Here is a 26,268-nt window from a genome sequence, read left to right as displayed (position 1 = left end):
TGTTGGAGCAAACCTGTTAGAGCACACCCATCGCGCCGGTGTATATGGAACCGGTGGTAGCCGGAACCACCTCGGTGAAGGAGAGCATGCACGCACCGTTGTGGGTGACGAGCACGGGCTTCTTCACCTCAATATTGCGGCGCTTAGACAGCCAGGCCACGGAAGTCTGGGCCTTTGCCAGGGATTCGAGCAGGCACATCACGCCGGGGGTGATGAGCTGGTCGAGGGTGCGTCCCACCGTGTTGGGCTGGCCGATGCGGTCGCCCAGTTCACTGGTGTCCTTGGCTTCGAGCAGTTCACGCACGTTCAGCCAGTCACCCCACACGCCCTTACCGAGCAGCAGCTTCGGGTCCTGACCGACGGGCAACGCCGTGGTGAAGTAGGCGATGTCGTAGCGCTTGAGGAAGAAGTCCGGGGACTGCCAACGCGCGACCGGGCGCAACAGGTCGGCGCGCACGCTCAGACCACTGGAGGCCAAGAAGTTAGAGAAGCTCTTGTCCTGCTCGGCAACCGCTTCACGCCACGCCATGAGCTCGGGAGTGCTGGAGCGCTCCACCACGTCCTGATCGTCCTCGCCAGCGAGCAGAATGCCGGTCTCTTCAAAGGATTCACGCACGGCAGCCATGACGCTGCGGCGTGCCTGAGCAATATCGGAGAAGTGGAACTGCTCTTCCCAGTATTCGGCACCGGGGCCGACCCAGGAGGCAGACTCATCATCACCGGGAAGAGCCGTGCCGCCGGGGAATGCGACCACGCCCAGAGGAGAGGTGCCGGGGCGGTAGGTCAGAATCGTTTCGAGGCCGTTGTCGCCGTCGCGCACAAAAATGACGGATGCCGCCTGGCGCATCGTGCAGCCGGTCGCACCTTCGTTACCGCCTTCACGCCAGCTTTCGGCGGCGGTGCGCATGAACTCGGGAATCGTGTAGAGACGCTGGATGCAGGAGGTTCGAGGGTTAGCCACAGACTGGCGGCCGGTAAACATGCGGGGGCGCTCCACGCCCTCAGCCGGGGTGGGGGTGCCGAAGCGGCGTTCCTGCACCGGCAGGGGTAGATTCTTGATGTTTTGGGCGGTGCCGTTGTCCTGTGCGGATTTGGTGTATGCAGTCTTGTCAGGAGCGTCCTGCGCTGCCCGCTGAGCCTGGGCAGCACGAATAGCAGACAGCGGCAGAGCGCCGGTGTACAGCTTAGACATATTCAACAATGATCTCGACCTCTACGGGCGAATCGAGGGGAAGGACGGGAACACCCACGGCGGAGCGGGCGTGCTGGCCTGCCTCACCGAAGATTTCGCCGAGCAGTTCGGAGGCGCCGTTAATGACGGCGGGCTGAGCGGTGAAGTTTACCTCGGATGCCACGAAGCCGACAACCTTCACGACGCGCTGCACGCGGTCCAGGTCGCCGATGACGGACTTGACCGCTGCCAGGGCGTTGAGCAGGCAGATACCCGCGTACTTCTTCGCATCCTCGGGGGTCACGAAGCCTTCAGCGCCGGAGTCGGAAACCTTACCGGTTTCGGGCAGGGCGCCGTCAACGAAGGGCAGCTGACCGGAGGTGTACACGTAGGAGCCGGAAGTAACAGCCGGAACGTAGGCTGCAACGGGGGCGGGTGCTACGGGCAGTTCGTAACCAAGTTCGCGGATACGTGCTTCAATACGGGATTCAGTCATGATTACTCCAGAAGGATGGCGGGTGCTGGCACCCAAACGGTGATAGGGGAAATGCTGTAAATCTAAACGCTACTGATATTCAGGCAGCTGTTAAACGGCTAACCGGCGGTCTGCCTCATCTATTCCCGCAATCCCCTAGTTATAGGAGAGTCGGGATAGCGAGGTGACCGCCGGGTACGCTGCTCTTAGTCAGCCTTCTCGCGCTTAAAGTAGGCGATGGGGTTGCCCTGAGTCGGAGCGACCATGTTCGACGCGGGGGTTGCGCCAGCAGGTGCGGATGCGCCGGGGAGAACGGTTACGAGCTCCCAGCCGTCTTCACCCCAGTTGTCGAGGATTGCCTTGGTCGTGTGGATCATCAGCGGTACAGTTGCGTATTCCCATTTCTTCATACCCTCTAGACTAGCTTTCAGGGTCGAATAAGTAAAAGGGATTTACTATGGTTTCGGTCAATGTCCGGCGCTTTTGGGGGCTTTATTCTCAGGGCTGAGGCACCCGCGTCCCTGTGGGGTGCCGCGACGGGCTTTCTCTCACAGTTTCATGGGATAAACTGAATGAATGGCTTCATCTAAGAAAACCCGTTCGCGTCGCCGTCCGGGAGATTTTTTGCAGTTCCTCGCGTTCAGCGTGATTGCCGGTTTCCTCGCGGCAATTATTGTCGTACCCCCTGCCGTGAGCTTGGGTATGGTCACGAACGCGTCGATGTCATGGTTCCAGGACCTTCCTGACGACATTGCCGATGGCATCTCTTCCCGTCCTTCTACTATTTACGCTGCTGACGGTAAGACCGAAATCGCGACCTTCTTTGAAGAGAACCGTGAACCGGTCAAGCTGGATCAGATTTCTCAGCACATGAAGGACGCTATCGTTTCGGTGGAGGACCGTGATTTCTACAATCACGGTGCTGTCTCCGCTATCGGTATTGGTCGTGCGTTCTTGAACAACATCATTAACTCCAACAGCGGCCGCCGTCAGGGTGCATCCACCCTGACCCAGCAGTACGTTAACAACCTCATTGTTGACTCTGCTGTGGCTCGTGGTGAGGACGCAACCGCAACCCTGAACGGTAACAAGACCTACGCCGCAAAGATTCGCGAGATGAAGCTTGCGATCTCTATGGAGCAGAACAAGTCCAAGGACGAAATCCTTGAAGGCTACCTGAACATCGTGAACCTTGGTGGTTCGAACTACGGTGTTGAGGCTGCTGCACAGTACTACTGGGGTATTTCCGCTAAGGACCTGAACGTGGCACAGTCCGCGCTTCTTGCCGGTCTGGTGCAGGCACCTAACGTGTACGATCCGACCGTGAACCCCGAACTCGCCCGTGAACGCCGCGACATCGTTCTGGGCACTATGCTCCGCGACGGCAAGATTACCGATAAGGAATACAGCGACGCTATCGCCAGCGATATTAAGCTCAACGTCCACACCAAGTCCCAGGGTTGCTCCCTGGCAGGCGATAAGGCGTTCTTCTGCCGCTACGTGGTCAACTACCTGCTGCAGGATGAGTCCCTCGGCGCAACCGCTGAGCTGCGTAACACCGCTATCAAGCGTGGCGGCCTGAAGGTGATCACCACCCTGAACCCCGAGGCTCAGACCGCGGCTAAGCAGGCTGTGGACTCCACCCAGCCGGCAGCAACCAACTGGAACGACGTGAACTCCGCCCTGACCAGTGTTGAGCCCGGTACCGGTCGCGTCATCGCGATGGCACAGAACACCGAGCTCGGCACCCCGGCTGACGCAAACGACCATTCCAAGACCGAGTACAACTACAACGTTGATAGCGCCTACGGTGGTACCCGCGGCTTCCAGCCCGGTTCGACGTTCAAGCCGATTATTCTGGCTCAGTGGCTCATCAGCGGCCGCGGCGCTAACGCTACCGTGAACGGTACCCAGCTGTTCTGGCCCACCAGCTTCGGTTGGAACGCCAAGTGCTACGACGGCGGTAAGTACTACTACACCGGTCAGCCGAACGGCTGGTCCTATAAGAACGCAGTCAACGGCGGTCTGACCTACGGTACCGCTGCGTACGGTATTCGCCAGTCGTTGAACTCGTACCTGTACGGCATGCTCTCCCAGATTGACCTGTGCGATGTGCACGACCTGTCCATCAAGATGCACGCCCTGGACGGTACCGGCGAACCGCTACACAGCATCCCCGACCTGGGTACCAACATTGGTGGTACCAAGTACGGTATCTCCCCGCTGACCAGCGCATCCATGTACGCTATCTTCGCTTCCGAGGGTAAGTACTGCACCCCGCGCCCCATCGAGAAGATCACCAAGACCAACGGTGAAACCATGAAGGAATACCAGAACCAGTGCGAGCAGGTCCTGGATCCGGACATCGCGAACGGTGTCAGCTGGGTTCTGAAGGGTGTTATCCAGCCTGGCGGTTCCGCTTCTCAGCGCGGTATTGGTCTGCCGAACGGTTCGGCTGCGAAGACCGGTACGAACGATAACTCCTCCCAGACCTGGCAGGTTGGCTACACTCGTGGCCTGTCCACCGCGTCTTGGGTTGGTTCTAACAACCTCGGCTTCCGCTCCCTGAACGGTGTGGGCATTAACGGTCGAGTCCTCGAGTACGTCGATGGTGCAACCTACGCGGGTGCACAGTGGCAGTCGTTCATGAAGACGATGGCTCCGAAGTACAACACGAAGGACTTCACCACCCCCAGCGATAAGATTCTGTCGTACAGCTAGAATCACAGCTCACCAGCTGAAGCCTGAAAGGCGATTGATAATGTGTGAAAACGCTGTCAACGCCCGCGTCCCCGTGGCGGTCCCCGGCGCACGCGGCTCCTCCCCGCTCCTGAAGAAGGTAGCGGGGGCGGTAGCCGCCACTGCAGCCTTGGGGGCCGCCACGGCGGCGTATGGGCACTTTATTGAGCTGAATAATTTTCAGCTCCGCACCGAGTCCCTGCCGGTGTTGCCCGCCGGGAGCCCCGACTTTAGGATTCTGCATATTTCGGATATGCACATGATTCCGGGCCAGCAGAAGAAGATTGACTTCATGCACTCGCTGGCTGCCCTGGAGCCGGATTTGGTGATGAACACGGGTGATAACCTCTCCCACGTGGACGGTATGGGCCCACTGCTGGAGGCGCTCGACCCGCTCATGTACTTCCCCGGCGTGTTTGTGCCCGGCTCGAATTGCTATTTCGCGCCAGTGTTCAAGAACCCGGCGCGTTACCTGTGGCAGCCGCGCACCCCGCAGATGATTGAGGAAGGCTCGCGTGTAGCCCTGCCCATTGAGCGGATGCACGACGCCTTTGAGTCGCGCGGCTGGACGGGCCTGATTAACCGCTACGACACGCTGAACCTCAAGGGTCTGCGCCTGGAGTTCTCCGGTGTGGATGACCCGCACCTGCGTTACGATGAGCACCCCGGATTCGCTCCCGGCGCCTTCGATGAGGGGAACGAGCCGAGCATCCGTATCGGCGTGGCGCACGCCCCCTATATGCGTACCCTGCACCGCTTCGTGCAGGACGGTGCGCAGGCCATTTTTGCCGGTCATACGCACGGCGGTCAGGTCTGTCTGCCCGGCGGTCATGCCCTGGTCAGCAACTGCGATTTGCCGCCTTCGCGTGCGAAGGGTGTCAGTGAGCAGTCCGGTATTCCGGTTCAGGTTTCTGCCGGTTTGGGCACCTCTCGTTTTGCGCCGGTGCGTCTGTTCTGCCCGCCGGAGGCAATCCTGGTGACCCTCACGGCTCGCGATAAGGGTGAAGCCGACGCTTCGAAAGGTGGCCGCCGCTAATGTCTGAGGCTTCTACAGCACGCACGACTAAGCGCCGCCGTAACCCTTTCTTAGAGACGGCGAGCGCACCGACCCCCGACCCGATCGACTACGCGCACGGTCAGCGTGCCCCGCACACTCTCGCCGCGTATGCGCGTCCGATTCGTGTGCGCTGGGGCGTGGGTCTGCTCGTGGCGTTCGGTGCCGGTGCCCTTGAGATTTCCATCCCGCAGGTACTGCAGATTATTGTGGATCATCTCTCGCAGAGCACCACCGAGAGCGCCATCTGGATTGCCGGCGGCCTGGTGCTTCTGCTGGGTATTGCGCACGCCTCCTTCATGTATTGGAGGCGCTGGCTGATTGTGGACCCGACCTCCACGATTGAGCTGTCCATGCGCATGAATTTCTTTGACCGCCTGCTCAGCGCCCCGCTTTCTCTGCTGGATCGTTGGCCCTCCGGTCAGTTGCTGACCCGCTCCATGAGCGATCTGGGGACGATTCGCCGTTGGTTGTCTTTCGGTATCGTTCAGATACTGACTGTTGCGGTGATGTTCCTGGTCGGTGGCTTCTTCATGCTGCGTTCTTCGCCGTCTCTGGCGCTGGTGTTCGTGGTGACCGTGCCTATTCTGGTGCTGTCGCTGGTGAACTTCACCCGCAAGTACTACCGCGCTTCACATGAGATTCAGCAGATGACGGGCGACCTCTCCACCCGTATTGAGGAGTCGGTGCGCGGCATCCGCGTGATTAAGGCGCTGGGCCGCTCCCCCGAGCAGATTCAGGAATATTCCGAGTCGGTGGACGCCCTACAGGTGCGCGAGTACGGCAGGTCGATGCTGGTGGCTCGTGTTGCCCTGTACCAGGGCATGATTGTGGGTGTCTCTACGGCGGTGGCGCTGGCTGTGGGCGCTTCGCAGGTTGCGGCGGGCACCTTGAGCCTGGGCGCGATGACCGCCTACTTTGCGGTGCAGACGACCGTGCTCAGCCACGTGACGCGCTCGACCGCGCTGATGTCTGCCTATTTGAGCTATAAGGTGGCGTTGGAACGCCACAACGAGGTTATGGACGAGCCCGGTTTTGAGGCGGTGCCGCTGGTTCGTGGCTCCGCGGCTGTGTCTGTGCCCGGGCATCCGCAGGGTGCTTCTGATTCGTCAACAGTAGCTGGAGTGTCCGCTCAGGGCGGCTCCGGGAAGGAAACTATGCAGTACCCCAGCGGTGGCGCAGTATCTGTCACTTTCGATCACGTTCAGTTCAGCTACGATGCTGCCAAGGCGCCGGCTGAGTCTACCACTGAGGCGAATTCTGAAGTTGCTTCTGAGACGAAGGCACCCGAGGTGTCCGTGCTGAAGGACGTAAACTTCAAGGTCTTCCCGGGCGAGATTCTGGCGCTGGTGGGTGCAACAGGTAGCGGCAAGTCGACCGTACTGTCGCTGGTGCCGCGTTTCTACGAGCCGACCTCCGGTTCCCTGCGTTTTGGCACCCGAGATACCGCCGACATGTCCATTGAGGAGGTGCGCGCCCAGACCGCGTTCGTCTTTGAGGAGGCGGTGCTCTTCTCCGGCACGGTCCGCGAGAACGTGCTGATGGGCGTTGCCGAGCAGTACGAGCGCGGCACCGAGGATGAGGACTACCCCGCCGCAGAAGAGCTGGAGGCGACCCTCCAGACCGCACTGCAGCTGGCTGCGTGCGATTTCGTGGCGGAGCTTCCGCAGGGTCTGGATACCGTCATTGGTGAGGAGGGTCTGAGCCTTTCGGGTGGTCAGCGTCAGCGTCTGTCGTTGGCGCGTGCTTTGGCGAAGCGCCCCTCCGTGCTGCTGCTGGATGACCCGTTCTCGGCGTTGGATGTGAACACCGAGGAGCGTATTATTACCGGCCTGCGTGAGGGTCTGGAGGGCCTGGGTGGCGCTACTACCCTGTTGACGGCGCACCGCCCCTCCACGGTAGCTCTGGCTGACCGCGTGCTGCTGATGGTTGATGGTGCCGTGGTCGCTGAGGGCACTCACGCTGAGCTGATGGACTCTTCGGAGCAGTACCGTCAGCTGATGACGATGGAGGAGGGCTAATGGCCCATCATCGTCCGGCGGAGCCGCGGGAGCAGATGAGCCCGCAGGAGCGCGCGGAGACCCGTGAACGCTCGATGGCTCTACTGCGCCAGATGTTGCGCCCGCACCGTGGGGCGTTGGCTCTGTCGATTATTTCGGTGCTTTTGGTCTCGGGTTCCTCGGCGATTGCGCCGATTCTGATTGCCCGCGTCCTGGATAGTTCCATTGAGCCGCTCAAGCAGGGTGACGTTTCTCCCCTGCTGACCCTGCTGGTATTTTTTGTGGCGGCTACCGCGGTGACCGCGATTTTTTCGTGGGTCAACGTGGCGTACACGGTGCGTGTGTCGCTGGGCGTGGTGGTGTACCTGCGTAAGCGGGTGTTCCGCCACGCGCAGTCGCTGAGCGTGTCGTTCCATGAGCGGTACACCTCGGGCAAGGTCATTTCGCGTTTGACCAGCGATATTGATACGGTCCGCAGCTTCTTGGACAGCGGCATCAGCCAGTTGGCGATTACCTTGCTGTCCATGGTGATTTCTGCGGTCGCTATTTTCCTTCTGGATTGGCGTATTGGTCTGTTCATGCTGGTCATGGGCGTACCGATTTACTTCTTGACGCGCTGGTTCCAGAAGACCGCGGTGCCGGTTTTCCGTACGATGCGTACCGAGTCTGCGCATTTGACGAGCCGTTTTGTGGAGACTTTTACGGGTATCCGTGCGGTGAAGGCGTTTGGTGCGGAGGCGCAGATGCGTTATGAGTACGCTCAGGCGTCGGAGCGTTACCGCCTTGCGGTGATGGATTCCATTAAGATTTTCGGCGTCTACTCACCCGTGCTGATGCTTTTGGGCAATGTGTTTATTGCCGGTGCGCTGGTGCTGGGTGGTTATGCGGTGCTGGGCGGCACCATGCAGATCGGTACCCTGCTGGCGCTGGTGATTTACGCGAACCGTGTGTTTGAGCCGGTCATGCAGCTCTCTGAGTTCTACAACATGTTCCAGTCGGCGATGTCCGCGCTGGAGAAGCTGTCGTCGTTCTTGGCTGAGGAGCCGGAGGTTGCTGAGCCGGAGCATCCGCATGAGCGCGCTGTAGAGTCTGCCGCCGAGTCTGCATCTAAGTCTAGTGCTGCTGAGGGCGCGTCCGGCAAAGTTCAGGGCGCCCTGGTGGAGCTGGATTCGGCGGTCTTTGGGTACACGTCGGATCGTCACGCGTTGAAGGAGACGACCCTGCGCATCGAGCCGGGTACGACCGTGGCGCTGGTGGGTGCTACGGGTGCCGGTAAGTCGACTATCGCTAAGCTGGTAGCTCGTTTCTACGATGTCTCAGCCGGTCAGGTGCGTATTGACGGCGTGGATGTCCGCCAGCTGGCGGATGTGCAGCTGCGCCGTGAGGTGCTCATGCTGACCCAGGAGGTGTTCCTGTTCTCCGCGTCGATTCTGGAGAATATCCGCATGGGTAACCCGCAAGCGACCGATGAGCAGGTCAAGGCTGCCGCAAAGGCGGTGGGCGCTGACGCGTTCATTGAGCGTCTGCGCGACGGCTACGAGTCGCAGCTAGGTCGTGGCGGTATTACCCTGTCGGCGGGTCAGCGTCAGCTGGTGTCCTTCGCTCGCGTGTTCTTGGCTAACCCGCGGGTGCTGATTCTGGATGAGGCGACGGCTTCGCTGGATATTCCGAGTGAGCGTGCGGTGCAGGCGGCGCTGCGAACCGTCTTGGCGGGGCGTACGGCGCTGGTGATTGCGCATCGTCTCTCGACGGTTCTGGGTGCTGATCGTGTGCTGGTGATTCATGAGGGTTCTGTAGTGGAGGACGGTTCCCCGCAGCAGCTGATTGCTTCTGGCGGTCGTTTTGCGGCGATGTACGCCTCGTGGGATGAGCTGAATCAGGTTCAGGAGGCTGAAGCCTAGAACCTTTATTTGCCACTCCTCGACCGGTGGCGTGCCGCTGTGTTGCGTTCTGAATTTTTTTGGGCTATCCTAGGTGAGTTGCCTACGGTATTCGCTGATAGGTCAACATCGGGATGTGGCGCAGCTTGGTAGCGCGCGTCGTTCGGGACGACGAGGTCGCAGGTTCAAATCCTGTCATCCCGACAGCTAGCCCCGGTCCTCTGGACCGGGGCTTTGTCGTACCCGCAGTATTTCTGTTGCAGATGTTGAGCACATAGAGGCGACCCCCTACCCGCGCAGGAACTCGGGCGAGGGGGTCGCTTTCGTATCGAGCTCAGTTCCGTTTAGCCGCGCCCGGAGATGAGGGCGAGAATCGCCTCCAGAGGGCCGCGTCCGGCAATGGAGCGCGCCATACGCGCCCAGAGGGTGCAGAAGCCCAGGGCGATTGCGGTACCGAGCAGCAGGAAGGCGCTCCAGTACACGGCGGTTCCCCAGCCTCCGGTGGCGACGTAGTGCTCGCCGACGGTGAATGCCTTGATGGTGGGTCCGGCGTAGATGATGATTCCGCTCAGCACAATGGAGGCGCTCAGCGACATCTGGCCCAGGCGGGCGATGGGGGTGAGCATTCCCGCCTGTGCGGAGAGCAGGCGCGCGCATTCGGCCCAGAAGTAGAGGGTTGCCGCGAGGTTTAGGGTTAGCAGCACCTGCGGGCTGTTGAGGAAGCCGAGCTCGGTGTAGGGGTTGAAGGTGCGGTAGACGGCGAGCGCCAGCACGGCGAGTACTACGGGGATTGCGAGCTTTGCCTGCAGGTTGTCGTAGAGGCGCACGAGCACGATGCCCAGGCACATGACCCAGATGAGCTGGGCGCTCTGCGCGTGGTTGACGCCGTGGTTTGCCAGGAACGGCAGCTGGGTAGCGGTCCACTGGTCGGCCCGAGCGGCTACGTCCATGAGGAGGGTGTAGGTCCAGGTAATGAAGGGGCTGGTGACTACCGCTAGCACTGCGATTGCCCACAGGGGCAGGTGCACGACGAATAGGGTTAGCAGGGTGAGTAGCGCCAGGTGCACGAGCATGTCGAAGGGCAGGGAGTAGGAGAAGCCCTGCGCGGGTACGGTCACGTCAGCTTGCGGCAGGTAGGTGATGCCCTGCATGAGTGCCACGCCCAGCAGGAGTAGCGCGAGGAATCGCACGATGGTTCCGGCGAAGAGCTGCGGAAAGTTTGCGGTGCGGGCGTAGCGCCAGGCGGCGGCACCCAGGATTGCGGCGAAGAGCGGTTCTGCAGGTACGAGGGTCTGAGGGATCCAGAACTTCCAGGACACCGGGATCAGTTGCAGCCAGTATCCGAAGGGGATGAGCAGGCTGAGCACGGCGAAGGCGCGGGCAAGGTCGAGCCCGAGGTCGCGTCGGGTGCCTCCGAGGGAGGCGGCGCGTGCCCCGCTGCTGACGGTGGGGATGGGTTGAGTGCGCCCTGCTGCCATGTCCTCGCTCCTTGTAGTGCCGTGTTTGAGAGTCTGCGCGCCCTACCAGGGGTGTGTGCCCGTGCCAGGGGATGTGCGCTGCCAGGGTATCTGCCGCATCCGGTGGTGTGTGTCGGATGCTCTGGCATAGGTGTTAAGTGTAACGGTGGAAGCTGTGTCTGGTCCGGTGGTGGCGCGGAGGTTTTGCTCTCATGTGGTTTCCTCGTGCGGTTATTTTCGGTGTTCAGGCGCTCGATACGTGCTGTTCAAGTGTTGTTCACGAGGTTAGGTGTGTACCATTGGTACGTTCTTAAAGGTGGGGCAATCCCGCGGGAGCATGATTTCGCTCCTTTTACTGTCCCAAACGCGCCCCACCTGCACACACCACGTTGAGGTTTTATGTTTTCGACTTTTTCCCCGCTTTTCTTGACGGATTTGGGGGCGTCTGGTGCTCTTCTTGCCTCGGGTACGACCCTCTCGGAAGGGTCGAGCCACGATAGCGGCCAGTTTGTGTCCATTTTCTGGATTACGTTGGTTGCGTTGCTTTCCCCGATTCTTTCCCGCGTGACGGGTAAGAAGATTCCGGATGTGGTCTTCCTGCTCATTTTTGGTCTGCTCATTGGCCCGAATATGTTCAATCTTGCCAGCAGTGAGGGCGGCATCCCGCTGCTGAAGGAGCTTGGTCTGGGCATGCTCTTTTTGATTGCGGGCTTTGAGATTAACGTGTCCTCGCTGCGTAGCCGCCAGGGTTATAGCGCTATTGCCACGTGGTTTGTGTGTTTTGCCTTGGGTATGGCGGGTGCGGCGGTGATTACGTCGTTCTCGCGTGAGCTGAATACGTATGTTGCGGTGGGTGTGGCGCTGAGTTCCACGGCGTTGGGTACGCTGCTGCCGATGTTGAAGTCTCACGGTGCCGCTGGCACGCCGGTGGGTAATGCGGTGCTGGTGCACGGCGCTGTGGGTGAGCTTCTGCCGATTTTCGCTATTTCGTTGCTGCTGTCTTCGCGTTCGCCGGGTATGGCGTTTGTGGTGCTGCTGGCGTTTATGGTGGTTGCGGTGATTGTGGCGCTGATTCCTCACCGTCTGTTTGCGCATGTGCCGGGTCTGCGTCAGATTATGGCTGCGGAGGCGAACACTACCGGTCAGACGGTTCTGCGTCTTGCGATGTTCCTGCTGGCGACCCTGATCATGTGCACCGCACTCTTCGATTTGGATGCGGTGCTGGGCGCGTTCGCGGCGGGCCTGATTCTGCGTACTCTGACCCCTCCGGCGGCTTTGCATATGATGACTCGCCGCCTTGAGGTGGTTGGTTTTACGTTCATGATTCCGTTGTTCTTTGTGGTCAGCGGTATGGGTATTGATGTCTCTGCCGTGGTGGCTAAGCCTTTGGGTCTGCTTGCCGTGGTGGTGGGTATTCTGCTGTGCCGTGGTGTTCCGGTGCTTTTGGCGGAGCATTTCTTCGATACCCGTTCGGGGTTGACTACTCGCGCACAGAAGGCGCAGTTGGCGTTGTATTCAGCTGCGGGTCTGCCGATTATTGTGGCGGTGACGGAGGTTGCGACCAGTTCGGGTCTTCTGGAGGAGTCCACGGCATCGTTGCTGGTTGCCGGTGGCGCGCTGACGGTTCTACTGTTCCCGCTGTGGGCGTTGGGTATTCGTCAGGCGTTTGGTTCTGGTCAGCCGGCTCAGCAGGAGCCGAGCCGTAAGGAGCAGATGAATGCGTTGAAGGCTCAGCGTAATGCGCAGGCGAAGCTTGCCACGGGCATGATTCCGGTGGTTCAGCTGAAGTCGCAGGCTGATTCCGAGACCCAGCCCGATTCTGAGTCCCAGCCCGATTCTGAATCCCCGGCCGATGCTCAGCCCGGCTCTGCCGAGGCTACGGACACTTCCGCTGGTTCTAGTGTTGCGTCCCGAGCAGCCTCTCGGGCTGAGGCAAAGAAGCGTAAGGGTTCTGCGGAAAATACGGGTTCTGCAGAGATCTAGTAGCGGCTACGGTACGGTTGCCTTCGGCGTTTTCAAGGTCGGGTTACAAACCGGTTTGAGCGGGTATCTCGCTTACAGTCACCGCAACCTTATGTGGGATTGAATTTATAAAACCACACAATACCAGGCAGTTAAAGCCCTGCAAACCAACATGCATCCCACATATAGGATCAAAACCCACCGCATCCCCTCTTGAGGCTGCGGTGGGTTTTTTGCACCCGAAAGACCCTATAAACCGCGGAAAGATGAGAATCTTCCTTAAATTCGGATTTTTTATGCAAATATTACAGAACATGACGTGTCTTAGCTTTCACGACTGACACTTTGTCCTATAAAATTGAAAGCGGACAGGGAATTTCCCTAAAACACACATAAACCAACATACATACACAGAGTCGCTTCCGCCCCAGCGGGAGCTGGAGCACCTCCCCTCTCACACACGGGAGGCGCCCCTTTCGGGAGTATCCGTGACGATACCCCCGGCGGCTCCCAACCACGGAGGAGGATCATATGGGTCAGAAAGGTAATTATTTCTAACCTCTTATCTCAAGGCCTCGCACTGAATCCTAAAGATTGTCTGCACACACAGTCATTTCCGAAGGAAATATCATGCACCAACTACTCCTCACCGCGAGCACTGGTGGCGTAGAGCTGGACTTCCCGGCCTGGCTCCGAATTACGCACTTCATCAATTTCATTATGATGGGCTTCCTGATTCGTTCAGGTTGGGAAGTTCTCGCCTCTCACCCCCGCCTGTACTGGAACAACCACTGCACCCCGGGTTCTGAGTGGATTAAGTTCACCAAGGACAAGGTCCCTACCACCCCCGGCGCATTTACTGCGCGCGATGACCAGCGCACCCTGTCTCCCCTGATTTCTCTGCCCGGTAAGGCTCAGATTGGTCTGGGCCGCGCATGGCACGCACTGGTCACCGTCATCTGGATCGTTAACGGTCTCGTCTACGTCTCCTTGCTGTTCCTGACCGGTCAGTGGCGCCGTATCGTCCCGACCAGCTGGGACATCATCCCCCAGGCGTGGGAATCCATCCAGATTTACGCTGGTTTCCAGATTCCCTCGATTGAGCATTTCCAGCCGTACGACGCTCTGCAGCAGATTATGTACTTCACCGTGGTGTTCATCGTGGCACCGCTGATGATTGCAACCGGTCCGATCATGAGCCCGGCATTCTGCGGCCGCTTCCCCGGCTACGTGCGTCTCTTCCGTAACCGCCAGACCGCACGTTCCATCCACTTCCTGGGTATGGCCTTCTACTGCGTATTCACCGTCATTCACGTGGCTCTGGTGTTCGTGGTTCACCCCCAGTACAACATCGCCCACATGATGCTGAACAAGCCCTATAACGAGGTGGACGCAGCACAGTTCGCTCAGGCAGTCACCATGCTCATTGGCGGTATTGTCTTTGCCGTCGCTCTGTGGATCTTTGCTTCGTACTGGTCCCTGCGCGACCTGCGATTCACCCAGACCTTCATTTGGGGTCTGACCCAGCCGATTCGTAACGTCCTGCTGGACCGTATCACCTCCCGTCAGGTGCAGAAGAAGACCTTCACCGATGCCGATATTTCGCCCTTCCACTGGGTCAACACTCGCCCGCCGACCGAGCGTGAGAGCACCGAGTGGAACCGTCTGAAGGAGCACGAGTTCGTTGACTACCGCCTCGAGCTGGGCGGCCTGGTGAAGGAATCCAAGTCCCTGAGCATTGACGAGCTCAAGCAGCTGGGCAAGGAAGTCAACATCACCATGCACACCTGCATGCAGGGTTGGACCGGCATTGCCAAGTGGGAGGGTGTACGCCTGCGCGACGTTCTCGCACTGGTCGAGAAGACCGACGAGGCACGCTACGTTATGGTGACCTCCTTCGGCCACGTGGGCCACACCTACGACGGCCGCCCGACCGAACCCTACTACGAGTGCCTGGACATCTCCATGGCAATGGAAGATGAGACCATCCTGGCGTGGGGCATGAACGACAAGCCCCTGCCCGATGTGTACGGTGGCCCGCTCCGTCTGCGTGCGGACTCCATGCACGGCTACAAGATGGTCAAGTGGGTTCAGAAGATCGAGTGGATCAAGGACTACCACGATGTTGGCGATGGCCAGGGCGGTAGCCGCGAGGACTCCGGTCTGCAGCACTTCGACGCACGTGCCTAAGCGCCAACGCGGAGGCATCGCTACGGTAGAGCCTTCAGCGCTCCGCTAGGTAGCGCGTCGATAAGCAACCATATAAAGCACCGAACGGTGGCGGGTACATGGGCCCGCCACCGTTTTTGCATCCTCATGACTGGTGCATATGCTTCTGAAGACTAGGAGCCTCGAGGGCATAAAGAAACCGCCCGGGAGCCTTAGCTCTCGGGCGGTTTCTTTAGAGGTTTGCCTTCTGGCGCTGCACCTTAAGCGTCGTAGATGATGACGTCCAGGGTACGGGGGCCGTGCACGCCCTCCACGCGGATCAGCTCGATATCACTGGTTGCCGACGGACCGGAAATCATGGTCACAGGGCGGGTGTAGGTGATACGCTCAATCGACTCGGGAACCAGCTCCACCACGGTGGAACGGGGAACCACGCAGATGTGGTGGTCGGGCACCAGGGAGATGGCGCGGCGACCCTCATCGGGGTTGGTGTTCAAGAAGATCGTGCCGGTCTCTGCGCAGGAGACGGTCGAACCGGTCACCACAGCGTCAACTGCGTCCAGTTCTTCCAGGCTCAGGCAGCCGGGCTTGAGGGTGCTACCGGAGTCGGTGACGCGCTTGCGGTCAGCGGTGTCAGCCGGCAGCCACTCCATGTTCAGGCCCTCGGGAACCACGTAGGTGGACTTTTCACCCAGTCGCTCTGCGATGACCTTGGAGATGTTCTCCTTGTTCGCGTGGAACACGTTTGCCTTGTAGTCAATGAGGCGGTCGACGAGCATCTCAATGGTCTGCTCTTCGTTCAGCTCGCTGACGCGGCGGTAGTTACGTACGGGCTCGGGGGCGACGGGTGCGTCAGCCAGGGACGAGCGGATACGTGCGAGGATATCTTCCTTAGCAGAGGACATTAGTTGTTCTCCTTAGCTTCACGGGCTGCCTGGGCGTCCATAGCTGCCTTGGCGTTTGCTGCCGCCTCAGCGACCTTACCCTTGTTTGCCTCGATGAGGGCCTGAATGTCAACGCGCTGTGCGTTATCGCGTGCCGGAGCCTGACCCTTCTCCTTCTTCCACCAGTTGCGGAAGGATTCCTTGGGGGGCTCGGGGATGTCGCGGTAAGCGGTCCAACCGCTGACGATACCGGGAACAGCGGTGATCTTGTGCTTGCGGCCGCTGATAAGGCGGGACATGGGCAGACCACGCTCTGCAATCGACATCATCTTGCCGGAGGTGAAGAGCTTCTTCGCGCCGAGCATCATGCCGTCCATCTGCGAGAAGGGAGCCTTCTTGTTGCCCTCGAACTCGCGGACAGCGTGCTGGGACTCAACATCCTTAGCGCGCAGATGCACGAGGACCTCAGGGAAGTTAATCTTCACGGGGCAAACCTCGTAGCAAGCGCCACAGAGGGAGGATGCGTACGGCAGGGAGTTGTTCTCTGCAGCCTCGATACCGGAGAGCTGCGGGGACAGAATCGCGCCGATGGGGCCCGGGTAGGTGGAGCCGTAGGCGTGACCGCCTGCGCGCTCGTACACGGGGCACACGTTCATGCAAGCGGAGCAGCGGATGCAACGCAGTGCCTGGCGACCCAGCTCGTCGGACAGAACGGCGGTACGGCCGTTGTCGATGAGGATGACGTGCATGTTCTGCGGGCCGTCACCGGGGGTCACACCGGTCCACATGGAGGTGTAGGGGTTCATGCGCTCACCGGTGGAGGAACGGGGCAGCAGCTGCAGGAATGCCTCGTAGTCCTGGAAGGTGGGCAGAATCTTCTCAATACCCATGAAGGTAATGAGGGTGTCGGGCAGGGTCAGGCACATACGGCCGTTACCTTCGGACTCCACGATGGTCAGGGTACCGGTCTCAGCAATACCGAAGTTGGTGCCGGAGACTGCCACGGTGGTGTTCAGGAACTTGTTACGCAGACGGTTACGCGATGCCTCTGCCAGTTCTGCCGGCTCATCGGTGATGTCCGGGTTAATACCCTCAATTTCGCGCAGGAAGATGTCGCGGATTTCGCGGCGGTTGCGGTGAATTGCGGGCACCAGAATGTGGGAGGGGCGGTCGTGGCCGAGCTGGACGATTTCTTCCGCGAGGTCGGTCTCAATAGCGTTGATGCCGTTTTCCTCGAGGAATTCGTTCAGGCCGGTCTCTGCGGTTGCCATGGACTTAATCTTGATGATTTCGTCCACGCCCTGCTCGCGAATCAGGTCCAGAGCAATCTGGTTCGCCTCGGTGGCGTTGCGTGCCCAGTGCACGTGGCCGCCTGCGGCGGTGAAGTTACGCTCGAACTGTTCGAGCAGCTCGGGCAGGTTCGCCAGAACATAGTTCTTGACGGACTCACCGGTGTTACGCAGGTCCTGCCAGTCGGGCACCTCTGCGGTGACGCGTGCGCGCTTGTTACGGATCGCGTGGGTCACGAAGCGCAGGTTGGCGCGTAGCTGCTCGTTCTTGAGCTCTTCCTTCGCGTACTTGGGGAAGGGGGTTTCTTCGAAAATGTTGCCCTCGCCGTAGTGAACGACCTTGGGCATACCAAGCTGAATAGCGGTCATGAGGTCTTATCTTTCCTTAGCCGATCGAGAGCTCAACACGCTCGGAGTTAATCTTGAGCGGGTTTTCCTTGGTGGATGCGAGGATCTCAGCGAAGTGGATGGTCTGAACGTCCGAGCCGCGACGCATCAGCGCACCGCCGATGTTCATCAGGCAGGAGCAGTCGCCGCCGGTGCAGACGGAAGCACCGGTTGCTTCAACGTTGTCTGCCTTGTCGTTGACCATTGCGCCGGAGACGTCAGCGTTCTTGAAGGAGAAGGTACCACCGAAGCCGCAGCACTGGTCCATGCCCTCGAGCTGGGTGTACTTGATGCCTTCGACGGTGCGGACCAGGTCCTGCTGGCGGGTGCCCAGGCCGAGCATACGCATACCGTGGCAGGAGCTGTGGTAGGTGACGTGCTCGGGGAAGTAGGAGCCGAGCTGCTCGGCAGCGTTGGTGATGCCCAGGATGTCGATTAGCAGCTGGGAAAGCTCGAAGGTGCGGGAAGCAATCTGCTCTGCCTTCAGAGCCAGCGCTTCGTCGCCGCGGCTACGAGCAACCATTGCCTGCTGGTGACGTAGGGAGGCAACGCAGGAGCCCGAGGGTGCAACAGCAACGTCCCAGTCCCAGGAGTCGAATGCCTCGACGTGGTTCTTGATGACTTCGTAGCCGTCATCGAAGTAACCGGAGTTGACGTGCATCTGGGAGCAGCAGGTCTGGTTCGGGGGGAAGACAACCTCGTGGCCCAGGCGCTCAAGAATTTCGACGGTGGCGCGTGCTACGCGGGGGTACATGCCGTCAACGATGCACGTGGAGAAGAGTGCAATGCGCATGACTTGTCCGTCCTTTCCTCTGTGTTCAGAGTTTCTCGGTCTCACCGCCTGCGTCTGGGGCAGGCGGGGCACAGTCCGAATAAGTTCGGTCTTCCAAAGAGGCGACTCAGATGTATTGAGTCGGGGAAGCTGGGCCGGATGGTTCCGGCTAATGTGCGCGCCCCAAGTGGAGGTGGGATGCGGTGGGATCAGAAACCGTGGTGATGTCTTTTATCTTTCTAGCCATTTAACACCGTTGGGCGGCTTTTCTCTAGTTGGAATAGCACATACTTTCCTTGTTAAATAACCGGTTAGGTCGACCTGACCTTAAGGTATATTTCCCTACCTTCCGGTACATGTGACCTCATCTCCCATGCACCCCCCGTAAGACCCCTATATTCTTTTCGCAGATTGAACATTTATCAAACACACAGAAGTGGACCATAAACCCCCTAGAAATCCGCCGTTCTGAAGATTTTATGGTTGTTTTATGGGGCTTTTCCTTTTTAAAACAACATTCTTTTCGGGTATATACGTCCAAATGAAGACTCTCCCCTGGGTAAACCAATGACCCATACACCCAACTCGTGATGTATCTGAAAATATTCGAGTTTCAGAACCTGGAATTAACTATCAGAACCGCAATATTTCGGCAGTTTTACTGGAAGCGAGCCCAGGTTCCGGTCGCCTTCCACAAAAATGAGTCAGGTCACTTTTGGTGAAACGCCGCACTATCCGGTACTCTTCTAAACATGCGATCAATGGTCTGACCACATCCCCGTATGGGAAACAATGACTCGTTCCCCGGCGGAATTATCTATGGTCTGACCACATACAAGACACACCCTGAACCAAAGGAGTTCCAGTGGAAACTTATACCGCTGTAACCAATGCAGTGGGAGGTAGCCTCGGCCTCAGCGCACTCGTGGCAACCATTCCCCTCCTCACCTTCTTCGTGATGCTACTGGGCGTCAAGGCACGCGCTCACTGGTCCGCACTCGTGGCACTGGCAGCATCTATCCTCGTAGCAGTCCTGGGCTTCCACATGCCCGCTGACCTCGCCGGTCTGAGCGCCATCCGCGGTGGCATCTACGGCCTGGTCATCTGCTGGGTGATTCTGGGAGCCATCTGGTTCTACCAGATCACCGTCCTTTCCGGCCGCTTTGAAGATCTGCGCCGCGTCTTCGACCGCCTCGGCGGCGGCGACCTGCGCATCCAGGCTATCCTCATCGCATTCTGCTTCGGCGGTCTGCTCGAGGCACTGGCTGGCTTCGGCGCTCCCGTTGCAATTACCGCAACCATGATTCTCTCCCTGGGCGTTAAGCCCCTTAAGGCTGCTGTCACCGTTCTGATCGCTAACACCGCACCCGTGGCATTCGGCGCGGTTGCTGTCCCGATTACCACCGCAGCTGACGTTGGCGGCAAGGACGCACACGTTATCGCAACCATCGTTGGTCACCAGGCTCCGTTCCTGGCAATGCTCGTTCCGCTCATCCTGCTCGTCATCCTTGACGGTATGAAGGGTCTGAAGGATGCATGGCTGCCCGCACTGATCATCGGTGTCTCCTTCGCAATTGCACAGTGGGTCACCGCTGCTACCCCCGCATACAACCTGACCGACGTTGTTGCTTGCATCGTCTCCATGGGTGTTGCTGTTGTCTTCCTGCAGTTCTGGAAGCCGCGCGGCGTCGCAGGCGTTCGTGAACGCTACGGTCTGCCCGCACAGGCTGAAGAGAAGGAAGCTCTGCCCGCCGTTCGTGTCTGGATGGCACTGCTGCCCTACGTCATCGTCGTTGCAATCTTCGGTGTTGCTAACCTGCACGCTGGCCTGAAGGCATGGCTGAAGAGCTTCGTCATCAAGATTGATATCCAGGCTCTGAGCTCCCGCCTCGTCACCGCTGACGGCAAGCCCGTCAAGGACGCTGTCTACAACTTCGCGTGGATGTCCAACCCCGGCACCCTGCTGATCATCTCCGGTCTGGTTGTTGCTGTCGTCTACTTCTTCTTCAACGAGAAGGGCCGCTACGCCTTCAAGTTCCCGGCAATCTTCACCGAGTTCGGTTCCGTTGTCTACCGCATGCGTTGGTCCATCCTGACCATTGCTTCGGTTCTGGCACTGGCATACGTCATGAACTTCTCCGGTCAGACCATTGCCATGGGTACCTTCCTGGCAGGCCTGGGCACCGTCTACGCGTTCCTCGCACCGGCTCTGGGCTGGATCGGTACCGCTGTGACCGGTTCGGACACCAGCGCCAACGCACTGTTCTCCAAGCTGCAGGTGTCTGCCGCTGAGAACCTGCAGCACGCAGGTATCCACGGAGCAACCCCCGAGCTCATGCTGGCTGCTAACACCACCGGTGGTGTGGTCGGTAAGATGATCTCCCCGCAGTCGCTGGCTATTGCTGCTACCTCCGTGGACATGGAAGGCAAGGAATCCGACATCCTCAAGGCTGTCCTCCCCTGGTCCTTCGCTATGCTCCTGTTCGTCTGCGTCCTGGTCTTCCTGCAGACCAACGTGCTGTCCTTCATGATTCCCTAATCTGAGGCTCACCCCTTAGAAAGTTCTTGAGGTGAAAACCTCAAGGACCATAGGACATTCGCCCCGGTATTTTCCGGAGGCCACGGCGGGGCGGCGAACCTTCTCGGTTCCGCCGCCCCGCTTTTTATGTCCTGACCACTCAACGAATAGCCCGAAATATCTCTGAATTAGCTCTGAGATATCTCAGGCGCAGAGTATTTCTTTTCGTTATCCGCCTCGTTATCAGGAGAGATTATGCCTCGTTCTTATGACGATACCCAGCCTGCTGAGGCGCCCCCTGCGGTTGACCGCCAGCCGATTCTGGCGGACCGCAGCTACAGCATCATCCTGGAGAACTTTGAGCGGCGCCTGCGCCTGGGTGAGCTGCGTGTGGGCGATAAGCTCCCCTCCGAGCGTGAGCTGGCGGCGCGGCACGGTATTTCCCGCCCTTCGGTGCGTGAGGGCCTGCGCGTTCTGAACGCGCTGGGTCTGATTCGTTCCAGTACCGGTTCGGGACCGAAGTCGGGCGCGATTATCATTTCGGAGCCGTCGGATGCGCTCAGCTGGGCGTTGCGCATGCACATTGCGACCCGTAGCCTGCCGGTGAAGGACGTTGTCTCAACCCGCCTGCTGTTGGAGGGCCCCGCGGCACGTGCGGCAGCCGCAGCGCCGGACACCCCGGAGCGTGAAGCGGCGTTGGAGCGGGCGCGTGCGCATTTGGCGGAGATGGATGAGCAGATCAGCGATGAGCGCTTCCATTTCTGCGATACGCGTTTTCACTATGAGCTGTCGAAGCTTGGCGGCAATATTGTGCTTGATACGGTGATTGACTCTTTGCACATGGCGACAATGAGTTATGTGCAGGAGGCGGTTCCTTTCTTGAAGGATTGGGAGGCGGTCAAGCGCACGCTGCAGCGGCAGCATTACGGCATTATTGAGGCGATTGCCTCTCACGATGAGCAGGCGGCCTACGAGCGGGTGTGCGAGCATATTACGTGGTTCTATTCGCTGTCTGACCGTGCAGCGGAGGAGCGGGCGCGGTTGCACCCGGCGCGGGATCTTCTGCACGAGGATTTGTGCCACGCAAACGTACACGATGAAGACGCTCACAACGGCTAAGGTGCGCCCCTCAATACCATAACCTCATATAGCTAAAGGGCGGTACCCCGGAAGAATGACCTTCCGGGGCACCGCCCTTATGCGCCGAGCAATTATTTCAGCGGGGCAATTATTGCAGGAGCTCAAGCGGCTGAACCTTCGTTGCCGCGTAGGCGGGCAATGCACCCGCCACGATGCCCACACCCAAGCCGAGGAAAGGAATCCCTAGGATAAGGGGCGGCAGAGATAGCGCCCATCCGTTGAGAAGGCACACAACCCAGGAACCGAGAATACCGAGGATGAAGCCTCCAAGAGCGCCCAGGGCCCCGAGGAGAGCCGCCTCTGCAAGGAAGCTGACCGCCACATCTCGCCGTCCCAACCCTAATGCACGGTTAATGCCGATTTCCCGGCGGCGTTCCCAGACCGAAATCTGCATGGTCATCACAATGCCGAAGCTTGTCGAGGCGATAAGAACCACCAGGATGATAGTCGTAAGAGCTCGGCTATCCTTCGTCAGGGAAGCACGAAGAGTCACCGGTGAAGGCGGAATCTCAATGTTTGTATCAACGGGGGCGCGCTGCGGATCGAGTACCTGCTTGAGCTGTTCCGCGACCGTATCTGCGCTTCCTGGATTCACGATGACGTCCATACCGCGTTGCAGGGTGTGGGCTTGCGGCAAGAAAGTGGAGGTGGTCGGCAGGATAAGAGCGCTACTGAGAGCAGCGTTTTTACCGCCGTCACGGATAATGCCGAGCACGTAGGCTCGCATTCCGTTGACCTCAATCATGTTCCGCCCGGGCTCAGTGCTGACCCCTAGCTCTTTTGCGAGGGCAACGCCCAGATAGACGGTAGGCTCACCAGGGCGTTCGCGGGCAGGCTCCGAAAAGTGCCCTTCGACAATGTGCGCGCCTCGTGCTTTCAAACCTGCTTCTGAAACAATTGCGAGGGGTGTCTGTTGGCCCTCATGCCCCGGCCTGTTGACCTGTGGACGCGTTGTCTGCGTATCAATGGTGACTGTACCGGCAGCTTTGACCTCTGGAACTTGGTTAACGCGCCAGAGCAGTTCATCCTCCGGTATATCCCAGGTCTGCGGCTGGAGGCGCACACCGAGCCGGGTGGAATCGTAGCTGGCCAGCTGCGAGCTCGTATTGAGCGCCGATGACTCGCTGACGCCCACCAGCATGATGATGGTGGTTGTTCCCGCGAGCATCGCCAGTACCGTGAGCAGGTTGCGGCGCCAACGGCGAACAACTGCAAGGAGAGCGTAGTGAAGGTTGTTCCTTAGCATCTATCCTCCCCTGACAACGGGTTCTTTGAGCGATTGATGGGCAGGTTCTTCGGGACGAGTGAGTTCGGGGCTCACGAGCATCCCATCGACCATATGTAGCTGCCGGTCGCAACGAGCCGCGATATCGGGCTCATGGGTGATGATGACCAGGCTTTGCTTCTCCTCACGGCCGGCGAGGAGCAGATCCAACACCTTGTGAGAGTTTTCAGTGTCGAGGTTTCCTGTAGGTTCATCGCACAGCAGGATGCGCGGGGCACAGGCTAACGCGCGTGCGACCGCGACTCGTTGCTGTTCACCACCGGACATATTGCGTGGCAGAACCTCCAGACGGTGCCCCAAACCCACCTGTTCGAGCGCCTGCAACGCACGCTGATGTGCCTGACGGCCCGGTACGCCACGCATCCGGAGTGTATGGGCAATGTTCTCGGTGGCGTTCAGATGAGCAATGAGGTGGTACGCCTGAAAGACAAAAGCGATGTGCTCACGGCGTGCTACAGTTCGCTCGGCGTCGCTGGCGGTGCCCATGTTTTGGCCCAATATTTTCAGCTCACCTTCGGAGGGTTGATCGAGTAGCCCAATGATAGAGAGGAGCGTAGATTTTCCGCTTCCGGAGGCGCCGGTAATGGCCACCGATTCGCCTTCATGAATGCTGAGGGTCGCGTTTTTTAGTGCCCAGGTGGAGGGCGGGAAGAAACGCGCAATATTGTGGCACTCGATATTAGGTTTTGTGGCGGTAGCGCTCGTGGGGAGGGCACGTTCTGTCTCGTGATGAGGCATTTTAGCGCTCCTTCAGCTTCACGACGGTACCTGCCTTGAGTTCTGCAGCGGGGTTGACGAGCTCGCAGATTCCGGCGGAGCAGATGCCAAGGGTGACGGGAACGCTCTGACCGTTATCCAGGGTGATGGAGTGCGTTCCGTTTTCTTCGGTTTTGACGGCTGCTTCGAGCACCGCGAGGGCGTTTTCAGCGCCTCGGTTGAGGGTGACGGTGGCTTGAAAACGTGTTGATGCCGTCGTGTTTTCCGGCAAGTTGATTGTGATGGGGTAGCGTTTCCGTGCGGTAGCTCCCTGCGCGGAGGTATCGCTGTTAGGTCGCGCGTTGTTCTGCGCACCGTTGGAGGCACCTGCGTTAGCGCCGCCGTCAGCGTTAGTTGAGCCTTCGGGTGTGAGGGCTGCGCCCAGGGTGCCTTCGAGCGGACTTCCGTTATCGGTAAGAATCTGGACTTTCTGTCCCTCAGCGAGTTCATTGCTGAGAGCGCTACCGTCCGCGGAGAGTACCAGACGGTACCCACCCGCGGATAGGGTGCACAGCGCCGGAGTTGAGGTTTGGCCTTTGGTGCCGCAGCTGTTGTCTACGGTGTATTCATTGCCATCAGCGAAGAGGTATTCAGAGAGCGGCAGGGCGGTGTTGTAGCGTCCTTCTTCGGTTCGGTCAGTATCCCCGGGAGGGTAGTAGCCTCGGTCGAGGTAGAAACGGTAGACAGCGTTGGCGGTTGCTTCGCCGTAGTTTCCTTCCTCATCCCAGATGCTGTAGCCGAGCGATTCTAGAGCTTCTTGGAGCTGTTTAACGTCATCGCCGCGAGCGCCTACGGCAAGGTCGCGGTAGGCGGGAATACTACCCTTGAACGCAATGATGGGACGCTCGTTGATAGTGGTGATAATTGAGCCGTTACTCATCTGGGTACCCGCCTTGGCGCCGTCCCTGGTCACCACTCCTTGAGGGGTTCCTACGGTGTAGCTTCGGGCGGGTGACACGCTAACTTCTCCCGAGTAGGTGCGGGTAACAGTCTGCGTGCTGATGCGGGTTGTTAGTTGCGCGGCTCGGGACGGCTGCGCATTGGATTCAACATTGGTGCGTAGCCCCGTGTTGAGTGCGTAGATGGAGAACCCGCCGGTGATGACGAGCAGAATGACGAGCACCGGAAGTAGGTAGGCGCGTATGGTTGCCGTCGTGGCGGCGCGGCGGGGGTTTTCTGAACTCTGCTGCGTGTTCATGGGTTCACCTTTCTGCGGTGAAATATGGGGCGGGATTAGAGGTAATTGCTGAGGGAAACAACGTGGCGGGGACTGAATAAAGGGGTGTATCCTCTGCCCTCATCCGCGGGTGAAAGCGGTTGAGAGCAGAGGACCGGTAGAAAATTCTCGCTAGAAAATGTCCAACAAGGAATCAGCGTTTACTGGTTACCGTCGGCTAGTTGCCGTTGACTAGAGCTGCGGCGCGCTCCTGCGCCTGACGCTCGATATCGCGTACTTCAAGGATGAGCGGCTCATGCTCATTGAGCCAGGTCGCGGCCTTTTCGTAGTAGATATTCTGTGCCTTAGTCAGAATCCCAGTGGACTTTTGGCAGTTGTAGTCGGCGTGAGCGAGGGACTGCTCTTCCGCATTGGCGGCGGCATTGGCTGCCTTGTACTTACCCCAGGTTTTCTCTGCGTAGCTGGGAGCATCTCCGAAGTGCTGGATATCTGCGTATCCGCTTTCTTTCATGCAGGCACCGTAGGTGGTGTCATCGCGGTAGTATTTCCCCATTTCTTCTACCGCGTTGTTCTTCGAGCCGCCCGTGATGAGCTCGTTAATGAAGTTAGTGTACTTGAGGTAGTTTTCTGCTGAGCCAAAGACAGCCTCTGCCGCACGTCCGATGCAAGAATCTGTTGCCATACCGACCTGGGCACCGTTACTCATCGTGATGGTGACGGTCTTGCTGTCTGCGGCTTGGGGGTCACCTTGGAACGCTTTCCGGTATGCCGGGTTTTCCATCGCAGGTGCATTGCTGGAGCTAGCGTTGTCCTGCCGGGTGGACAAGTACCCTTGGGTGGCCGCTTCTTCGTTGGGGAGGTGGGCGCCACTCATCGCAAGTTCATGGATGGAGGTACCGTAAATAATGTTCTGGCTACCGGAATAGGTGAAGGACTTCTCGCTCATGCACTTTTTGACTTCGTTGACGAGGGCCACGTTAATGTCCGGGGAGGGATTCTCGTAGCTTGCCAGGACATTACGAATGTCCTGCTTAACTTCAACAGTGGTGGAGCAACTCGATACGCCCAGACAACAGGCAATACCGATAAGGGCGAGGGATGCGAAGGGCTTCTTTGCCATGGACTTCACCTTTCTCAACAGTAAGGAACAGGG

General features: G+C 59.1%; 19 protein-coding genes and 1 tRNA gene. 9 read left to right on the top strand and 11 right to left on the bottom strand.

From position 1 onward, the window contains the following. Window positions 1-16: 16 nt before the first annotated feature. The 3 genes from HMPREF2765_RS00510 to HMPREF2765_RS00500 form a co-directional block, all read right to left on the bottom strand. Window positions 17-1,192, bottom strand: a complete 1,176-nt coding sequence (locus tag HMPREF2765_RS00510; RefSeq protein ID WP_049338330.1) for an NUDIX hydrolase — start codon at window positions 1,190-1,192, stop codon at window positions 17-19. Further along, window positions 1,185-1,667: a RidA family protein gene (locus HMPREF2765_RS00505; RefSeq protein WP_049338331.1), complete on the bottom strand. Its 483-nt coding sequence runs from the start codon at window positions 1,665-1,667 to the stop codon at window positions 1,185-1,187. The genes HMPREF2765_RS00510 and HMPREF2765_RS00505 overlap by 8 nt, the downstream gene beginning before the upstream one ends. A 185-nt stretch (window positions 1,668-1,852) precedes the next feature. Next, complete coding sequence (locus HMPREF2765_RS00500; RefSeq protein ID WP_005504647.1) at window positions 1,853-2,056, bottom strand: DUF4177 domain-containing protein; 204 nt, start codon at window positions 2,054-2,056, stop codon at window positions 1,853-1,855. Between the two features lie 166 nt (window positions 2,057-2,222). Here HMPREF2765_RS00500 and HMPREF2765_RS00495 point away from each other — a divergent pair, with 166 nt between their 5' ends. The 5 genes from HMPREF2765_RS00495 to HMPREF2765_RS00475 all read left to right on the top strand — a co-directional run bounded on the left by HMPREF2765_RS00495 (window position 2,223) and on the right by HMPREF2765_RS00475 (window position 9,523). Next, the gene (locus tag HMPREF2765_RS00495) at window positions 2,223-4,367 is read left to right on the top strand and encodes a transglycosylase domain-containing protein (protein WP_070604026.1); all 2,145 of its coding nucleotides are present in this window, start codon (window positions 2,223-2,225) and stop codon (window positions 4,365-4,367) included. A 40-nt stretch (window positions 4,368-4,407) separates the two neighbouring features. Then, the gene (locus HMPREF2765_RS00490; RefSeq protein WP_070604025.1) at window positions 4,408-5,421 is read left to right on the top strand and encodes a metallophosphoesterase; all 1,014 of its coding nucleotides are present in this window, start codon (window positions 4,408-4,410) and stop codon (window positions 5,419-5,421) included. After that, a complete protein-coding gene (locus HMPREF2765_RS00485; protein ID WP_049357252.1) occupies window positions 5,421-7,460 on the top strand; it encodes an ABC transporter ATP-binding protein in 2,040 nt (679 codons plus the stop codon). Before HMPREF2765_RS00490 ends, HMPREF2765_RS00485 begins: the two co-directional genes overlap by 1 nt. After that, window positions 7,460-9,340: an ABC transporter ATP-binding protein gene (locus tag HMPREF2765_RS00480; protein WP_049347176.1), complete on the top strand. Its 1,881-nt coding sequence runs from the start codon at window positions 7,460-7,462 to the stop codon at window positions 9,338-9,340. The genes HMPREF2765_RS00485 and HMPREF2765_RS00480 overlap by 1 nt, the downstream gene beginning before the upstream one ends. A 109-nt stretch (window positions 9,341-9,449) precedes the next feature. Then, a tRNA-Pro gene (locus tag HMPREF2765_RS00475) sits at window positions 9,450-9,523 on the top strand. A 140-nt stretch (window positions 9,524-9,663) separates the two neighbouring features. On the opposite strand, the gene HMPREF2765_RS00470 is transcribed toward HMPREF2765_RS00475, so the two are convergent. Continuing rightward, a complete protein-coding gene (locus tag HMPREF2765_RS00470; RefSeq protein ID WP_049351947.1) occupies window positions 9,664-10,797 on the bottom strand; it encodes a hypothetical protein in 1,134 nt (377 codons plus the stop codon). A 378-nt stretch (window positions 10,798-11,175) separates the two neighbouring features. Between HMPREF2765_RS00470 and HMPREF2765_RS00465 the strand changes: the two genes are divergently transcribed. Both HMPREF2765_RS00465 and HMPREF2765_RS00460 read left to right on the top strand, forming a co-directional pair. After that, complete coding sequence (locus tag HMPREF2765_RS00465) at window positions 11,176-12,759, top strand: cation:proton antiporter (RefSeq protein WP_049349832.1); 1,584 nt, start codon at window positions 11,176-11,178, stop codon at window positions 12,757-12,759. Between the two features lie 609 nt (window positions 12,760-13,368). Further along, window positions 13,369-14,928 (top strand): molybdopterin-dependent oxidoreductase, encoded by a 1,560-nt coding sequence (locus tag HMPREF2765_RS00460; RefSeq protein WP_005504634.1) that lies wholly within the window; start codon window positions 13,369-13,371, stop codon window positions 14,926-14,928. A gap of 239 nt (window positions 14,929-15,167) precedes the next feature. Here HMPREF2765_RS00460 and HMPREF2765_RS00455 read toward each other — a convergent pair whose 3' ends face one another. The 3 genes from HMPREF2765_RS00455 to HMPREF2765_RS00445 are packed head-to-tail and all read right to left on the bottom strand — an operon-like array spanning window position 15,168 to window position 18,260. Beyond that, window positions 15,168-15,812 carry a LutC/YkgG family protein gene (locus HMPREF2765_RS00455; RefSeq protein ID WP_005504632.1) on the bottom strand — a complete coding sequence of 215 codons (645 nt, stop codon included), beginning with the start codon at window positions 15,810-15,812 and terminating at the stop codon, window positions 15,168-15,170. Then, window positions 15,812-17,449, bottom strand: coding sequence for a LutB/LldF family L-lactate oxidation iron-sulfur protein (locus HMPREF2765_RS00450; protein WP_005504631.1), 1,638 nt, complete (start codon window positions 17,447-17,449; stop codon window positions 15,812-15,814). Before HMPREF2765_RS00450 ends, HMPREF2765_RS00455 begins: the two co-directional genes overlap by 1 nt. A gap of 16 nt (window positions 17,450-17,465) precedes the next feature. Then, window positions 17,466-18,260 carry a (Fe-S)-binding protein gene (locus HMPREF2765_RS00445; protein WP_005504630.1) on the bottom strand — a complete coding sequence of 265 codons (795 nt, stop codon included), beginning with the start codon at window positions 18,258-18,260 and terminating at the stop codon, window positions 17,466-17,468. Window positions 18,261-19,104: 844 nt separating this feature from the next. On the opposite strand from HMPREF2765_RS00445, the gene HMPREF2765_RS00440 reads away from it, so the two are divergent. Both HMPREF2765_RS00440 and HMPREF2765_RS00435 read left to right on the top strand, forming a co-directional pair. Beyond that, window positions 19,105-20,778, top strand: coding sequence for an L-lactate permease (locus tag HMPREF2765_RS00440; protein ID WP_070604024.1), 1,674 nt, complete (start codon window positions 19,105-19,107; stop codon window positions 20,776-20,778). 234 nt (window positions 20,779-21,012) lie between these two features. Further along, window positions 21,013-21,876 (top strand): FadR/GntR family transcriptional regulator, encoded by an 864-nt coding sequence (locus HMPREF2765_RS00435; RefSeq protein ID WP_070604023.1) that lies wholly within the window; start codon window positions 21,013-21,015, stop codon window positions 21,874-21,876. A gap of 109 nt (window positions 21,877-21,985) precedes the next feature. Here the strand turns inward: HMPREF2765_RS00435 and HMPREF2765_RS00430 are convergent, their stop codons facing one another. The 4 genes from HMPREF2765_RS00430 to HMPREF2765_RS00415 form a co-directional block, all read right to left on the bottom strand. Continuing rightward, on the bottom strand, window positions 21,986-23,143 hold the full coding sequence (locus HMPREF2765_RS00430; RefSeq protein ID WP_070604022.1) for an ABC transporter permease: 1,158 nt from the start codon (window positions 23,141-23,143) through the stop codon (window positions 21,986-21,988). Continuing rightward, window positions 23,144-23,920, bottom strand: coding sequence for an ABC transporter ATP-binding protein (locus HMPREF2765_RS00425; RefSeq protein WP_070604021.1), 777 nt, complete (start codon window positions 23,918-23,920; stop codon window positions 23,144-23,146). A 1-nt stretch (window position 23,921) separates the two neighbouring features. After that, window positions 23,922-25,136, bottom strand: a complete 1,215-nt coding sequence (locus HMPREF2765_RS00420; RefSeq protein ID WP_070604020.1) for a peptidoglycan-binding domain-containing protein — start codon at window positions 25,134-25,136, stop codon at window positions 23,922-23,924. A gap of 196 nt (window positions 25,137-25,332) precedes the next feature. Next, window positions 25,333-26,235: a hypothetical protein gene (locus tag HMPREF2765_RS00415; RefSeq protein WP_044150122.1), complete on the bottom strand. Its 903-nt coding sequence runs from the start codon at window positions 26,233-26,235 to the stop codon at window positions 25,333-25,335. Between the last annotated feature and the right edge of the window lie 33 nt (window positions 26,236-26,268).

The sequence above is a fragment of the Rothia sp. HMSC062H08 genome (assembly GCF_001810775.1).
Taxonomy (GTDB): Bacteria; Actinomycetota; Actinomycetes; order Actinomycetales; family Micrococcaceae; genus Rothia.
This window is presented reverse-complemented; position numbering and strand designations above follow the sequence as displayed.

Coding starts and splice junctions, on each gene's coding strand:
- HMPREF2765_RS00510 (WP_049338330.1), bottom strand. CDS start 1,192: ATGTCTAAGCTGTACACCGGCGCTCTGCCGCTGTCTGCTATTCGTGCT.
- HMPREF2765_RS00505 (WP_049338331.1), bottom strand. CDS start 1,667: ATGACTGAATCCCGTATTGAAGCACGTATCCGCGAACTTGGTTACGAA.
- HMPREF2765_RS00500 (WP_005504647.1), bottom strand. CDS start 2,056: ATGAAGAAATGGGAATACGCAACTGTACCGCTGATGATCCACACGACC.
- HMPREF2765_RS00495 (WP_070604026.1), top strand. CDS start 2,223: ATGGCTTCATCTAAGAAAACCCGTTCGCGTCGCCGTCCGGGAGATTTT.
- HMPREF2765_RS00490 (WP_070604025.1), top strand. CDS start 4,408: ATGTGTGAAAACGCTGTCAACGCCCGCGTCCCCGTGGCGGTCCCCGGC.
- HMPREF2765_RS00485 (WP_049357252.1), top strand. CDS start 5,421: ATGTCTGAGGCTTCTACAGCACGCACGACTAAGCGCCGCCGTAACCCT.
- HMPREF2765_RS00480 (WP_049347176.1), top strand. CDS start 7,460: ATGGCCCATCATCGTCCGGCGGAGCCGCGGGAGCAGATGAGCCCGCAG.
- HMPREF2765_RS00470 (WP_049351947.1), bottom strand. CDS start 10,797: ATGGCAGCAGGGCGCACTCAACCCATCCCCACCGTCAGCAGCGGGGCA.
- HMPREF2765_RS00465 (WP_049349832.1), top strand. CDS start 11,176: ATGTTTTCGACTTTTTCCCCGCTTTTCTTGACGGATTTGGGGGCGTCT.
- HMPREF2765_RS00460 (WP_005504634.1), top strand. CDS start 13,369: ATGCACCAACTACTCCTCACCGCGAGCACTGGTGGCGTAGAGCTGGAC.
- HMPREF2765_RS00455 (WP_005504632.1), bottom strand. CDS start 15,812: ATGTCCTCTGCTAAGGAAGATATCCTCGCACGTATCCGCTCGTCCCTG.
- HMPREF2765_RS00450 (WP_005504631.1), bottom strand. CDS start 17,449: ATGACCGCTATTCAGCTTGGTATGCCCAAGGTCGTTCACTACGGCGAG.
- HMPREF2765_RS00445 (WP_005504630.1), bottom strand. CDS start 18,260: ATGCGCATTGCACTCTTCTCCACGTGCATCGTTGACGGCATGTACCCC.
- HMPREF2765_RS00435 (WP_070604023.1), top strand. CDS start 21,013: ATGCCTCGTTCTTATGACGATACCCAGCCTGCTGAGGCGCCCCCTGCG.
- HMPREF2765_RS00430 (WP_070604022.1), bottom strand. CDS start 23,143: ATGCTAAGGAACAACCTTCACTACGCTCTCCTTGCAGTTGTTCGCCGT.
- HMPREF2765_RS00425 (WP_070604021.1), bottom strand. CDS start 23,920: ATGCCTCATCACGAGACAGAACGTGCCCTCCCCACGAGCGCTACCGCC.
- HMPREF2765_RS00420 (WP_070604020.1), bottom strand. CDS start 25,136: ATGAACACGCAGCAGAGTTCAGAAAACCCCCGCCGCGCCGCCACGACG.
- HMPREF2765_RS00415 (WP_044150122.1), bottom strand. CDS start 26,235: ATGGCAAAGAAGCCCTTCGCATCCCTCGCCCTTATCGGTATTGCCTGT.